Origin of the sequence: Hypericibacter sp. (genome assembly GCF_050729195.1) — a bacterium.
Taxonomy (GTDB): Bacteria; Pseudomonadota; Alphaproteobacteria; order Dongiales; family Dongiaceae; genus Hypericibacter.
This window is the reverse complement of record NZ_JBOHKS010000101.1, coordinates 1-12,671: the sequence shown is the minus strand read 5'-3', so window position 1 is coordinate 12,671 and position 12,671 is coordinate 1. Positions and strand designations below refer to the sequence as shown.

General features: G+C 62.7%; 12 protein-coding genes. 5 read left to right on the top strand and 7 right to left on the bottom strand.

The features are described from left to right. From ACREE8_RS07395 to ACREE8_RS07385, 3 genes are all read right to left on the bottom strand, one after another. Complete coding sequence (locus ACREE8_RS07395; protein ID WP_431572341.1) at positions 1–759, bottom strand: ABC transporter ATP-binding protein; 759 nt, start codon at positions 757–759, stop codon at positions 1–3. A gap of 42 nt (positions 760–801) precedes the next feature. Further along, positions 802–1,986: an ABC transporter substrate-binding protein gene (locus ACREE8_RS07390; protein ID WP_431572340.1), complete on the bottom strand. Its 1,185-nt coding sequence runs from the start codon at positions 1,984–1,986 to the stop codon at positions 802–804. 92 nt (positions 1,987–2,078) lie between these two features. Then, entirely contained in the window at positions 2,079–3,890 is a 1,812-nt protein-coding gene (locus ACREE8_RS07385) for a hydantoinase B/oxoprolinase family protein (RefSeq protein ID WP_431572339.1), read from the bottom strand. Positions 3,891–4,248: 358 nt separating this feature from the next. Here ACREE8_RS07385 and ACREE8_RS07380 point away from each other — a divergent pair, with 358 nt between their 5' ends. Together ACREE8_RS07380 and ACREE8_RS07375 are read left to right on the top strand one after the other, a co-directional pair. Continuing rightward, positions 4,249–4,995, top strand: a complete 747-nt coding sequence (locus ACREE8_RS07380; protein ID WP_431572338.1) for a GntR family transcriptional regulator — start codon at positions 4,249–4,251, stop codon at positions 4,993–4,995. Positions 4,996–5,004: 9 nt separating this feature from the next. Beyond that, the gene (locus ACREE8_RS07375) at positions 5,005–5,802 is read left to right on the top strand and encodes an alpha/beta fold hydrolase (RefSeq protein WP_431572337.1); all 798 of its coding nucleotides are present in this window, start codon (positions 5,005–5,007) and stop codon (positions 5,800–5,802) included. A gap of 32 nt (positions 5,803–5,834) precedes the next feature. Here the strand turns inward: ACREE8_RS07375 and ACREE8_RS07370 are convergent, their stop codons facing one another. From ACREE8_RS07370 to ACREE8_RS07355, 4 genes are all read right to left on the bottom strand, one after another. After that, positions 5,835–6,239 carry a very short patch repair endonuclease gene (locus ACREE8_RS07370; RefSeq protein WP_431572336.1) on the bottom strand — a complete coding sequence of 135 codons (405 nt, stop codon included), beginning with the start codon at positions 6,237–6,239 and terminating at the stop codon, positions 5,835–5,837. Between the two features lie 85 nt (positions 6,240–6,324). Beyond that, complete coding sequence (locus tag ACREE8_RS07365; RefSeq protein WP_431572335.1) at positions 6,325–7,548, bottom strand: DNA cytosine methyltransferase; 1,224 nt, start codon at positions 7,546–7,548, stop codon at positions 6,325–6,327. Further along, entirely contained in the window at positions 7,545–8,732 is a 1,188-nt protein-coding gene (locus ACREE8_RS07360; protein ID WP_431572334.1) for a hypothetical protein, read from the bottom strand. The genes ACREE8_RS07365 and ACREE8_RS07360 overlap by 4 nt, the downstream gene beginning before the upstream one ends. A 392-nt stretch (positions 8,733–9,124) precedes the next feature. Continuing rightward, positions 9,125–9,880 carry an SDR family NAD(P)-dependent oxidoreductase gene (locus ACREE8_RS07355; protein WP_431572333.1) on the bottom strand — a complete coding sequence of 252 codons (756 nt, stop codon included), beginning with the start codon at positions 9,878–9,880 and terminating at the stop codon, positions 9,125–9,127. A 196-nt stretch (positions 9,881–10,076) separates the two neighbouring features. Between ACREE8_RS07355 and ACREE8_RS07350 the strand changes: the two genes are divergently transcribed. The 3 genes from ACREE8_RS07350 to ACREE8_RS07340 form a co-directional block, all read left to right on the top strand. Then, positions 10,077–11,495, top strand: a complete 1,419-nt coding sequence (locus ACREE8_RS07350; protein WP_431572332.1) for an aldehyde dehydrogenase family protein — start codon at positions 10,077–10,079, stop codon at positions 11,493–11,495. Beyond that, a complete protein-coding gene (locus ACREE8_RS07345; RefSeq protein ID WP_431572331.1) occupies positions 11,473–12,255 on the top strand; it encodes an N-formylglutamate amidohydrolase in 783 nt (260 codons plus the stop codon). The genes ACREE8_RS07350 and ACREE8_RS07345 overlap by 23 nt, the downstream gene beginning before the upstream one ends. A 108-nt stretch (positions 12,256–12,363) precedes the next feature. Next, a partial coding sequence (locus ACREE8_RS07340; RefSeq protein ID WP_431572330.1) for a helix-turn-helix domain-containing protein occupies positions 12,364–12,671 on the top strand: 308 nt, incomplete at its 3' end.

Here is a 12,671-nt window from a genome sequence, read left to right as displayed (position 1 = left end):
TCACGCGACCTCGTCGCCGAGATAGGCCTGGCGCACCAGCGGGTCGGCCGCGACCGCCGTCGGCACGCCGAGCGCGATGGTGCGGCCCTGATCCAGCACCTGGATGCGATCGCAAAGCCCGAACACCAGGGGCATCTTGTGCTCGATCAGCAGCACACCGCAGCCGAACTCCTTGCGGATACCGCTGATGATGTTCAACAGCTCGTCGCATTCGGCGGTGTTGAGGCCCGCGGCGGGCTCGTCCAGCAGCAGGAAGGTAGGACGGCCGCACAGCGCGCGGCCGATGCCGATCCGGCGCTCCTCGCCGAAAGGCAGCGTGTCGGCACGGGCCTCGGCCAGATGCGCCAGCCCCAGCCATTCGAGCGTTTCCCAGGCGCGGCGGCGGCCCGCATGGCGATCGAGGCCGCAGGCAATGGCGCCGGCCTCGACATTCTCGATCACGCTCATGCCGCCGAAGAGCAGCACGTTCTGGAAGGTCCGGGCCAGCCCCATGCGGCTGCGCTTATGCGAGACCAGACCCGTGATGTCCTGGCCACCCATCCTGACGGAACCCCGGGCCGGTTGCTGGAATCCCGTCAACACGTTCACCAGCGTCGTCTTGCCGGCCCCATTCGGTCCGATCAACCCGAGGATCTCGCCGGGCTCGAGCGTCAGGCTCACGCCATCGATCGCGCGCACACCCTGGAAATGGACGGCCACGTCGATGGTCTCGAGCACGGCCGGGGCATTGCCCCGGCCTGCTTCCTCCCGCTCCTGCATCTGCAGAACACCAATCCCCGAATGCTGATCTTCAAGCCGGCGTTATTGCGGCACTTCCTGCGCGCGGAAGACGCCTTCGCTGTTGCCGTGCTTGCCGTTCTGGATGCCGAGCACGATCATGTCCCGCTGCATGTTGATATGGACGGTCTCGGTGTAGGTGGTCGGGCCGACCAGCGTCGGGACATCCTTGAAGGTCTGCAGCACGGCGCGGACCTTGTCGGTGTCGAGCGTGCCCGCGTCGGTCACGGCCTTGGTCCAGGCCTGGATCACGCCATAACCGGTCATCGAATGCGAGGTGACGGGCCGTACGCCGAACTTGTCCTGGAACGCCTTGAAGAAGGCCTGCGCCTCGGGCCGCGGATCGGTGCCGAAGATCGAGCCATAAGTCACGATATACATGTTGGAGAGGTCGGGCACCGCCTCGAGCCAATAATCGCCGTCCCAGGATTCCGAGCCCAGCAGCGGCTGATTGAGGCCGGCCGCACGCAACTGCCGGATGGCGCCCGGACCTTGCGGCGGATAGGAGCAGATCACGATCAGGTCGGGCTGCTTGGGCAGCGCCTTGATGCGGGTGATCTGCGAGGCGATCGAGGTGTCCTCGCCGCCGAAGGTGTCTTGCCCCAGGAAATTGTCGGCGCCCGCGAGCTCGACCCAGCGCTTCTGGAAGGTCGCGGCCCAGGTCGCGTCGAAGGCAATGCTGGTGTCGAGCAGCACATAAGCCGTCTTCCAGCCTTTTTTCTGGAAGGCCCATTCGGCCATCAGCGCCGCCTGGCCGGGCGAGCCGGTCGCCATGGTGAAGGCGTTGGGGCCGATGCCGCTGGGACCGAACTTCGGATCGCCGGCGCAGGTCGAGAAGGCGATCAGGTTCTTGGAATCGGCAACCGTCGCCGCCGCTCCGCCGTAATCATAGTCGCAGGTGACAACGACCATGTCGGCGCCCTTGTCGATCACGTCCTGAGCCGCCGTCGCCCCATAGGCGATGTCGGACTTGGTGTCCGAATAGATGATCTTGATCTGCCGGCCGAGGAGACCGCCATTCTTGTTGATGGCCTCGATCGCCAGCTCCATGCCCTTGGCCGGACCGTCGTCATAAGGGGCGATATCGCCGCTGAGCGCGATGGCGGCGCCGATGATGATGGGTTTCTCGTCGGCGCGCGAAGCGCCCGAAGCGAGCAGCGATGCGGCCAAACCCAACGCCGCCACCGTTCCGAACAGTTTCAAGCCCATGATGCGATCCTCCCTATGGAAGTCTTTTATCGTTCAAGTCTCGTGAACCAGCCCCGCCTTCACCACGCCGGCCGGGCTGGTTCGTTTGCGTCTTATGCCCTGGCGCGTTGTTCCCGGAGCCGGCGCGTCGCAGCGGCATCCACGTCATATTCGACGCCATCCTTCGACAGGCTCAGCGCCACGCCATAAATCTCGGCGGCCTTTTCCGGGCTCAGCCATTTCTTGTTGACGTCGCGCACCACCCGCTCAGGCGGACGCTTCAAGGGATCGCCATAGCCGCCACCGGCGGAACTGCGGAACATGATCGCCTCGCCGGAGCGGACCTTCTCCTGATGGAAGTCGGGCAGGCGATCGACATGGCCGTTGGCGCCGCGCTTCCAGGTTCCAGAGGGAAGACCATCAAGGCCTTTGAGCACGCCCCGCGCCGGGAAGGTGCCGCCATCGCCGCAATATTCGATCACCATGTCGCCGGTCAGCGACCGATAGGCGCCTTGCGTGCCAGGCGCCCCGTTCCATTCGCCAAAGCCCATGCTGTCCAGGGAGACGCGGCGCTCCTCGATGAGGATCGGATACATGGCCTCGTCGACCTCGATCGAATCGCTCACCATGATTCCGTTGCCGACCGAGCTCTCATAGGTCAACCAGCCGTCATGGCCCTTATGGCCGGGACCGCCGGAAAGGCCGAGCATGAGCTGGGTGATGTATTGCACCGGATCCTTGCGCCGACCGTCGGTGCCGGAGATGACGCCCAGCGCCGCCGAGAAGTTGCCGCCGCCCTCGGCCATGCCATAGGGCTCGCCGATCTGCGAGAAGGCGCATTGCACCGCATTGGCCAGCCGCTCGTTGCAGTTGCTGGTCGCGCAGGAGGTGCCGATCGGATAGGTCGGCCGCCCGACCACGCAGCCGTCGCGCAACAGCGGCACGATGCGGCTGGCGCTGCCGGCGTTATGCGGGATCGAGGAATCGATGTTGTAGAAGACGCCGATGCGGCAGGAGGCGACGGCGCAAGCCTCGGAGAGGTTCAGCCCGCCCTGCACGCAGTCCGGATTGTCGCGCGCGTCGACGGTGATGAGGCCTTCCTTGGAATCGATCGTCACCACCACCTTGATCGGCACGCCCTCGTCGGCGACGCCGGGCACCGGATCGTGGCGCACCTGATAGCTGAAGGTTCCGCTCGGCAGCTGCTGGATCGCCGCGATCGCGCGCCGCTTGCCATACTCCATCCAGGCTTCGATGAAGCGTTTGATGGTATCGGCGCCGTATTTCTCGATCAGCTCCTTGATGCGCCGCTCGCCGGTACGGCAGGCGCCGACCTGGGCGCGGTAATCGCCATACCAGATGTTGCTGACGCGGATCTTCTGCTTCGCCATGCGGACGATGTCCGCCTTGTCCTTGAATCCTTCCTGGATCCGGACGCAGGGGAAATGCATCCCCTCCTCATAGATATCCTTGGCATAAGGCAGATAGGTCGTGGGCTGCGGCGCCCCGATGTCGGCGTGATGCGATCGCGCCAGGGTCCAGAACAGCGGCTCGCCCTCATGGAACACCGGCACGCAGAGCGTCAGGTCCGCATGATGGGTGCCGCCGAAGAAGGGGCTGTTGTTGAGGAAGGCGTCGCCTTCCTTGATGTCGTCGAACAGCTCGGTGATCGGCTCGGTGGTGAGCTCGAGCGCCGTCACATGGATCGGCAGCGCTTCCTCGACCGACACCAGGCGATGGTCATAGGTGAGGATGCCGCAGGACATGTCGCGGCCGTTCTTGATCACGCTCGACCGGCTGGCCTTCATGACCGTGTTGGTCATTTCGCGGATGATCGATTCGAAGCGACTGGAGAGCACCGCCATCAGAATCGGATCGAAACCGACATCGGCGGCCGAGGGCTTCTGCGTTTCGTGGCTGCTCATTCTGAACCTCCCCAATCCCGGCCGCGGGTTCCGGCCCCGCGTCCCCCGCGACACCTCGCGCGAAGCAAGGCGCGCTCGAGCGGCTCCGTTGAACCGCGCCGCGCCCCCTTGCTATCGTCCGAGGCGACCGTTGGATGACCGGTCACTGGGTCTTGATGCCCGCTTCCGGCTCTTAACCCATTAGCAAAAATGCCATGTGATCACAAGGCATGATATTCTATTATTCTCGTCCCGCCGGTCAGGAGTAAGGGAACCCCGCCGGTTGTGCTTGCCGGACGGCACTCCTTGTGATGATTCGCGGGGGGCGTCCGGGCGCCAAGGCCCCTGCTCGCTGTCCCGGGCCGATCGGAGTTCGTCGATGACCAAGCATCCCGCCAAGAAGCCTGCCCGTGCAAGCCTGTCGCTCGATGCGATGCCGGCGGCGCGCCCCAAGCGCGCCGAGAACGGCCCGTTCGAAGTGCCGAAGCTGCAGCGCAACACCTTGAACGACGAGGTCTATCTGCAGTTGAAGCAGGCGATCATGGCGGGGCGGCTCGAGCCCGGCGTGCGCATGACGATCCGCAGCCTCGCCGCCGCCTTCGGCATCAGCCTCATGCCGGTCCGCGAGGCCCTGCGCCGGCTGGTGGCCGAGCAGGTGCTGGAAATGCTGCCCAACCGCTCGGTGGCGCTTCCGGTCATCACGCGCGACCGTTTCTATGAGATCACCCAGATCCGGATTTCGCTGGAAAGCCTGGCCGCGGAGGAAGCCGCCTCCCGCATCACCGATGCGGATATCGAGGCGCTCGACCGTCTCAATGACGCGATGGAGCGGCCCAACGCGACGCAATCGCCGGGCTATCTCGAGAGCAATCGCGAGTTCCATTTCTATCTTTACCGGAAGTCTGGCCTGCCGATCCTGGTCTCCCTCATCGAATCGCTCTGGCTGCAGATCGGGCCGCTGCTGACGATCCAGCAGGCGGCCTATGCCAAGTCGACGGCCGTGCCGCCGCAGATCCATCATCATGCGCTGCTCAAGGCGCTGAAGAAGCGCGACGGCAAGGCCGCCGGCCGCGCCATCGGCACGGATATCGACGATGCGGCCAAGCTCATCGCCAAGGCGCTTTAACCTGCGATCATGACCATCGAGTTCGCCGATATCGCGTGGAACGGCCGCAGCGTGCGGCTGGAATATCGGTGGATCGGGCGCGAGCGCCGCGAGGCGCCGCTGGTGGTGTTCCTGCATGAGGGGCTGGGCTCGATCGCGGCCTGGCGCGACTATCCCTTGAATCTCTGCGAGGCCGGCGGTTTCCGTGGGCTGGTCTATTCGCGCCCCGGCTATGGCCGCTCCACGCCGCGGGCATCCGACGAACGCTGGGCACCCGACTATCTCCATCGCCAGGCGCGCGAGGTCCTGCCCGCGTTGCTGCAGGCGGCCGGCGCCGGCGCGGAGAAACCCTGGCTCTTCGGCCACAGCGATGGCGGCACGATCGCGCTGCTTTATGCAGCCTCGCTGCCCGACGCGCTCAAAGGCGCCATCGTCGTGGCGCCACATTATTTCGTGGAAGACAAAGGCGTTGTCGGTATTGCCGAGGCCAAGACCGCTTACGAGACCACCGACTTCCGCGACCGGCTCTCGACCTATCATGTCGATCCGGATTCAGCCTTCTATGGCTGGTGCAATGCCTGGCTCTCGCCCCAGTTCCGCGACTGGAACATCGAGGAAGAACTGAGCGCCATTCGCTGTCCCCTGCTCGCGGTCCAGGGCGACGAGGATGAATACGCGACGATGCAGCAGATCGACGGCATCAAGGCGCGGGCGCCGCAGACCGAGCTCCTGAAGATCCCGGCCTGCCGGCACTCGCCCCATCGCGATCAGCCCGAGATCCTGACCCGTGCGACGGTCGACTTCATCCGCGAGAATGACTCAGCATGAGCTACTTGCGTTCTCAAGGGGCGCTCCAGACTCTATCCAGAGGAAACCCCTCTGGTCACCCCTGATGCAGATTGCATAAAACTTGCCAACTTAGCCGTTAAGGTGTCGGAGTCCGCAACTTCGCATTCCCAAACCACAAGCACACGATATCCGAGGGCCTTGAGTTCGGTCGACACTCTTACGTCGCGCGCCCTATTCCTCCGCAACTTGGGATTCCAGTATTCGGTATTTCTCTTCGGTGGCCTATTAAGCCGGCATCCTTGGTGCGAATGCCAGAAACAACCATGAATCAGGATCGCTACCTTGCGAGATTTAATCGCAACATCGGGTGTGCCGGGCAAACTCCGCACGTTCACCCTGAACCGATACCCGAGGCGGTGGAGTACGGAGCGAGTCGCAATTTCCGGACGAGTGTCTCTTTTCCGGATCCTGCTCATCACACTTGAAGCATCCATCGGGACCCTCAAGCAAAAGTTATCTAAATCACCTCAGCCGTAGATTCCCTTCAAGAATTACTCCGAGTCATTCAGCCGCCACGGGCCGCACACTCGCACGCCGGCCCTTTCCAGTACCCGGGTGTGCTTCATGATGCCCTATCAGATGGCGATAGCGACCAGGCACAGCCTCAATGCGCCCAGGCTCAGGCACATCTGCCCGGCTGGTTGGAACTAACCTAAGCGGCATGTAGGTGGCAGATCTGCCCAAGAATTGGGAACTTATCTCTCGCGCCAACACCTCAGCCAAAAGGCTTGGAACGGCATTGCCAAGTAGCTTCTGAGCGGTTCGGCGATCTTCACAGATGAGAACATCATCGGGAAACGTCTGGAGTCGACAAAGCTCGCGCGCGCTCAAATGGCGATTGTGCCAGTGAAATGGGCCGGTCGCTGGCCCAGGTTGAGCCTGCAAAGTCCAAGATGGTTGATTCTTTGCAAGCTTCAACAAAAAGCTCCAGTACCGCGTGCGCCAACCAAAGAGCGGTGCACCACCGCCTCTTGAAGTGTGCCAAAGATAATTTTGACCTTCGGGGATGGATGGTAAGAGTTCCGCCCACTTTCCCGTCATCGTCAAATCTTCACTTGTTGGCTGGGAATTCAGATCACCAATTGCATCCCACGCGGTGGAATATCGTTTCAGTCTGGCTTCCAACATGCCTGCCTCACGAACGCCGTGCGTCGGGTGCGGAAACTTGAATTCAAGCCCATCGCGAGATGCGACAAGAAAAAACCGAGTTCGATGTTGCGGAACTCCATATTCGGCAGCGTCGAGTGTTTTGGTGAAGGGCCGGTACGCGGTCCCTTCAGAAATGTTTATGGCGTGTAACCCTTCCAGGAGCAATTGCAGCCCCTCATCTTTACCTGCATAGCTAATCGCGTCGACATTCTCGAACATTAATGTGCGGGGCTTAATCGCTCGAACAATCTCAAGATAGCGCCTAAGCGTACCCGCCCGCGGATCATCAAGACGCAATGCATGCCCTCGAGACCAAAAGCCGCTCTTGGAGAACGGTTGGCATGGCGGGCCGCCAATGAGCACATCGACATCGCCTTCGCTCAACGAGGCCTCTTGCAAGATGACTTCCGCCGAGACCTCCATGATATCGGCCTCGATAACTGGCCACGAACGGCTATTGCGAATCGTAGCGCAAGCATCCCGATCGAAATCAACGCAAACACGCGTCTCGAAACCGGCTGCTTCAAATCCGTAGTCAATGCCGCCGGCACCGGAGAATAGCGATACTACGTTCAAGAGATGTCTCCTGCGGCAGCTTCCAGAACATGTGCTGCGTCACCCCAGCTCCCGTCGACGCGAACGAGATTCGACAATCGTCCCGGGCAATTTTTATGGGCAGCCATCGTTTTCGGGAGGCGATATGCAAACTCCCATCGCTCCGTGATGGCGTGTAAGCAGGCGGCAAGAACATTGAACTCGGTTGGGCGGTAGTAGCGAGAACAACGGTCGCCCTGCGAAGCGCGCGTGCGTTGAAAGTCAACGCGCGGAATCCCATCAGCGGTCGGCTGTCGCAAGACATTTTTGCATTCAACAAGAATTGGCCCGCGACCCTTGTACCTAAGACTGATGTCCGGTTGACCTTCGAGATTCAGGCGTTCGCAGTCGGTTACGCCAGGAATTGTAGCCAGAGTCCTTTGAAGGTGAGTTTCAGCAACCCAACCGCGCACAGCCATCTTCAGGCGAGGAGCAGTACCAATGAGAGATAAAATTTCATCAGAACTCATCTCAAACTCGCGTGCGATCTCGTGCAACCGCTCGAGAGGCATCTCCATTGACAAGGTCGGCACAGCCTCCAATTTCGGCGGCTCGCGAACGTCCTTTAGATGCTCTGCTGCGAGCAGGTGTCGGTTCCCTTGATCCAGACCCACCGCCGCACGCTCAAATCGCACAAGATCAAATAAGCGCTCGGGGCGACCGCCAATGAGCACTTCGACAGGCTCATCCTTCTTGCGTGAACTCTCACGCTCCCAAACATGCCAACCAGTCTCACGGGCAATCTCCAGATCTTGGCGCTTGAACTCCAAGGAGATGTACATCCGAGTGGGATTGTGCAGAACAGGATCAGCTGACACCCAGCAACCAGTCACTGGATCGATGCCAAGAAAGACTGTCGTAAAAAGCCCCGTGGGATCTTGCCACAGCTCATGAAGTAGCCCGTCCTTTGGGCCGTACTTGATCTGAAATCGACATTCGTCCAGTGGCCGATTTCTGGTGGCAACACATGTGACTGTGAAAAGGTAAAAGATCGCGCCAATGCGCTCACCGTTAGGCGTGGCAAACACGATTTTGAACGGAGCGGAATGAAAGTCTGGAGGAGTGACAATTCGACAGCCCGCGGCCTCGAGTCCCTCGATTAGACGGTTTACACTAGCCGCCCGCTTCGCCGCAGAAACTCGATAGCTTCGATAAGTATCGGCCATGCGATGCGGCTGCCCTCGTATCATGCTTTGCTGCATTCTGCGGCGAGCATGGTAAGACGACAAGGTCGCTGAGCGGCTGCGATCAATGGATTGTGGTGAAACTGCCATTCTGATCACAATTAGCAGTATTTGTTCGCTAAATGTTCTATGTGATATCTGGCCCGACCCCACGAGCAGTGTCAATCACAAATTGATCGGCAAACACGTTAGCCCGCCGTCTGCCAAGATTCTGGGTAGAACCTAGCGCCGGACAGATGCCTAGCTCCGCGCGAAAGCGACAAGAAAGTACGGGGCCAGAGACCAAGAGTATTTCTTGGACAGCACATCTAGTCGGCGAGCAAGGCCACTTGCCGATATGTCCGCTTTGCCAACGCCGTTAGTAGATCGTACCGTCAGTTCCGCAGCAGCAGCCCGCCATCGACCGGCAGCTCGACACCGGTGATGTAACTGGCATGGTCTGAAAGCAGGAACATGGTCGCCCGCGCCATGTCCTCGGCGGTGCCGATGCGCTTGATCGGGATATAGTCCGCGACCTGGCGGCGGACATCGTCGGTGTCCCAGCGCGCCTGGAGCGGCGTCAGGGTGGCGCCGGGCAGGATGCTGTTGGAGCGGATCTTGTCGGCCGCGAGCTGCATGGCCAGCGAGCGCGAGAAGGCGCAGACCGCCGCCTTCGAGGCTTGATAGGCGTCCTGCGGATGCGGATCGCCGCGCATCCATTGCACGGTCGAGACATGGACCATGGCGCCGCCGCCGGTCTTGCGCATGAAGGGCACCGCAGCCCGCGCGGTATGGACCATGGTCTTGAGATTGATGGCCATCACCTCGTCCCACACGCCCAGATCCATCTCCAGCGCCGACTTGTCGCGCCCGAACCAGAGCACGCCAGCGACATTCGCCAGATAATCGAGCCGGCCGGCGCGCTGATTGGCAGCGGCGACGGTCTTCTCGACAAAGGCGAGGTCGCGCAGATCGCCTTGCGCGAAATGGATCCGGTCGCCCGCCGCGGCGAGGCTGTCGGGCTTGCCCTTCATGTCGATCGCGGTGACCTTCGCGCCGGCCTTGGCCAGCGCCAGCGCGATCGCCTCGCCCATGCCGCCGCCCGCACCCGTGACCACCGCTGACTTGCCGCTGAAATCGTAGGCGAGCATCCCGAACCTGCCTTTGTCTTCTGACCGTTTTCCTGGCTGCCGCCGCCGCCGGACGCGCGTTCTCCCGCGCGAGGCCGCTGCCGCCATGCAGGGAAAGCATACATCCGGCCCTTTGGGCTGAATACGAAAAAATTTTCCAAATCGGATAATCACGCTAAACTCGCCTTCTCTCGAATTCGGCATGTCAGGAGCCAGCATGAATATCGCGGTCAATGCCCATGGCGATCAGGCCCTGGAGGTCGTCTCCCCGATCGACGGCAAGGTCTATGTGCGCCGGAGTTATTCCAGCGGCACCGAGATCGAGGCGGCGCTGGCGCGCGCCGAGGCGGCTGCCCGCGACTGGGCCCGCACTCCGCTCGAGACCCGCGTGGCGCTGGTCGCGCGCTTCGGCCAGGAGATGGTCAAGCGCGCGCCGCAGCTGGCCGAGACGCTGGCCTGGCAGATGGGCCGGCCGCTCTGGCAGGCCGACGAGACGCCGCGCCTCAAGCTGGTCGGCGAGCTGGCCGCGCAAGCGGCGGGCGGGGCGCTGACCGAAGAGGGCTATCCGGCCGATCCCGGCATCCGCCGTTTCGTGCGCCGCGTGCCGCATGGCGTGACGCTCGCGATCTGCGCCTGGAACTATCCGGTCGCGATGATGGGCTATCTGGTCACGGCGCCACTGATCGCCGGCAATGTCGTGATCTTCAAGCATTCGCCGCAGACGCCGCTGACCGCCGAGATCGCGGCCGAGGCCTTCGCGGCGGCCGGCCTGCCCGAAGGCGTGTTCCAGGCGGTCCATATGACCCATCCCGATGCCGAGAAGATCATCGGCTCGGGCCGCTTGCGCGCCGTCAATTTCATCGGCTCGCTCGCGGGCGGCAAGCGCGTCCATGCCGCTGCGGCCGGCACGCTGACGCAGGTCCATCTCGAGCTCGGCGGCAAGGATCCGGCCTATATCCGCGCCGACGCCGATATCGAGCGCGCGATTCCGCTGCTGATCGAAGGCAGCTATTCCAATGCCGGCCAGTCCTGCTGTTCGGTCGAGCGGATCTATATCCATCAATCGATCCGCAAGCGCTTCATCGAGGCCTTCGCCGCCGAAGCGGCGACGGTGACGCTCGACCATCCGATTGCCGGCAAGCAGCCCTATATCGGCCCCGTCGTGCGCGCGACCTCGGCCGCCACGATCCGCAATCAGGTGGCCGACGCGCTGGCCAAGGGCGCCAAGCAGGCGATCGCGATCGGCCGCAGCGCGGCGCGCGATCTGGGGCCGGCCTATGTTGAGCCCGAGGTGCTGATCGACGTGAACCACGCGATGGCGGTCATGCGCGACGAGACCTTCGGGCCGGTGGCGGCGATCCAGACCGTCAGCGGCGACGAGGAAGCGGTCAAGCTGATGAACGACACCGAGTACGGCCTGACCGCCAGTGTCTGGACGGCAGACAGCGAGACCGGCGTGGCCTTGCTCGACCAGGTCGATGCGGGCACGGTCTATCTCAACCGATGCGACCATGCCGACCTCTATCTGCCCTGGGGCGGGTTGCGCAATTCCGGCACCGGCCGGGTCAATGGCCGCGAGGGCATCCTGCAGTCGACGGAGACCAAATCCTTCCATGTCCGCACCCGTTTTGTCTGAGGCGGATACCGAAAAACTCGCGGCTTCCTCGATCCGGACGATCAACGGCGACACGAAGCTCGGCATTCTCCTGATCTGCGAGCATGCCGGGCGTCGGGTCCCCGAAGCCTGGGCCGATCTCGGCCTGCCGCGATCACTGCTCGATACGCATTTCGGCTGGGACGCCGGGGCCGGCGCCTTGACCGAGGCGCTGGCGGAGCGCCTGAAGGCGCCGGCCGTGCTCGCGAACTATTCGCGGCTTTTCCTCGATATCAACCGCTTCGAGACCGACTGGGACGTGATGCGCCCCGACCTGGCCGGCATCCCGGTCCCCACCAATATCGACCCCGATCCGGCGGATCAGGCGTTGCGCGAACGCGTGGCGCGCCTGCCCTTCGACCAGGCGACGCTGGCGCAGATCGCCCGCTTTCACGAGAGCCAGCACCCAGCCGTGGTCTCGATTCACAGCTTTACGCCCCTGGTCGGTGGCAAGCCGCGGGCGACCGAGATCGGCGTGCTCTGGCGCGAAACCTGCCGCATGGGACCGCCGGTCCTGAACGTGTTGCGCCGCGAGGAGCGCTTCACCATCGGCGACAACGATCCCTACGACTGGCGGCAGGTCGAAGGCTACACGCTGCGGCGCTATGCGCTCGACCGCGATCTCCCCTGCCTCTATCTCGAAATCCGCAACGACCGGCTGGCGACGGCACGCGGTGTCGACGAGATCGCCGACAGCCTCGCCCCGGCGCTGACCCAGTGTATCGCCGGACTCCCGACCTGACGCCTCCTTTGACGGCATTGTACTCGACGCAGCCATGGACAGGCTGGCGAGCGCAACGCTAGCTTGGGGATGGCTTTGCCAAATCGGAAAGGGAGGCTTGAGTCACCCGTGCGCCGGCCCGTCGTCCTCGCCAAGATTCGCGAAATTCGCAAGTCCAAAGGCCTGACTCTGGAGCAATTAAGCCAGGCCAGCGGCCTTTCGGTTTCGCAGCTTTCCAAAATCGAGAACGGGAAAGCGCGCCTCACCTTCGATACCGCGTTGATGCTGTCGGGCCTCCTCAAGGTCCCGGTCACGGCCTTCCTGTCGAGCCCCACCTCGGCACCCGTGGCGCGGCGCTCGATCACGCGGGTCGGCGGCGGCATCGTTCACAACACACCCGGCATGAAGTTCGAGGTGCTGTGCAGCGATTTCCGTGA

Bases quoted from the DNA above. Each gene is read 5' to 3' on its own strand.
- ACREE8_RS07395 (WP_431572341.1), bottom strand. From the start codon at position 759: ATGCAGGAGCGGGAGGAAGCAGGCCGGGGCAATGCCCCGGCCGTGCTC.
- ACREE8_RS07390 (WP_431572340.1), bottom strand. From the start codon at position 1,986: ATGGGCTTGAAACTGTTCGGAACGGTGGCGGCGTTGGGTTTGGCCGCA.
- ACREE8_RS07385 (WP_431572339.1), bottom strand. From the start codon at position 3,890: ATGAGCAGCCACGAAACGCAGAAGCCCTCGGCCGCCGATGTCGGTTTC.
- ACREE8_RS07380 (WP_431572338.1), top strand. From the start codon at position 4,249: ATGACCAAGCATCCCGCCAAGAAGCCTGCCCGTGCAAGCCTGTCGCTC.
- ACREE8_RS07375 (WP_431572337.1), top strand. From the start codon at position 5,005: ATGACCATCGAGTTCGCCGATATCGCGTGGAACGGCCGCAGCGTGCGG.
- ACREE8_RS07370 (WP_431572336.1), bottom strand. From the start codon at position 6,239: ATGAGCAGGATCCGGAAAAGAGACACTCGTCCGGAAATTGCGACTCGC.
- ACREE8_RS07360 (WP_431572334.1), bottom strand. From the start codon at position 8,732: ATGGCCGATACTTATCGAAGCTATCGAGTTTCTGCGGCGAAGCGGGCG.
- ACREE8_RS07355 (WP_431572333.1), bottom strand. From the start codon at position 9,880: ATGCTCGCCTACGATTTCAGCGGCAAGTCAGCGGTGGTCACGGGTGCG.
- ACREE8_RS07350 (WP_431572332.1), top strand. From the start codon at position 10,077: ATGAATATCGCGGTCAATGCCCATGGCGATCAGGCCCTGGAGGTCGTC.
- ACREE8_RS07345 (WP_431572331.1), top strand. From the start codon at position 11,473: ATGTCCGCACCCGTTTTGTCTGAGGCGGATACCGAAAAACTCGCGGCT.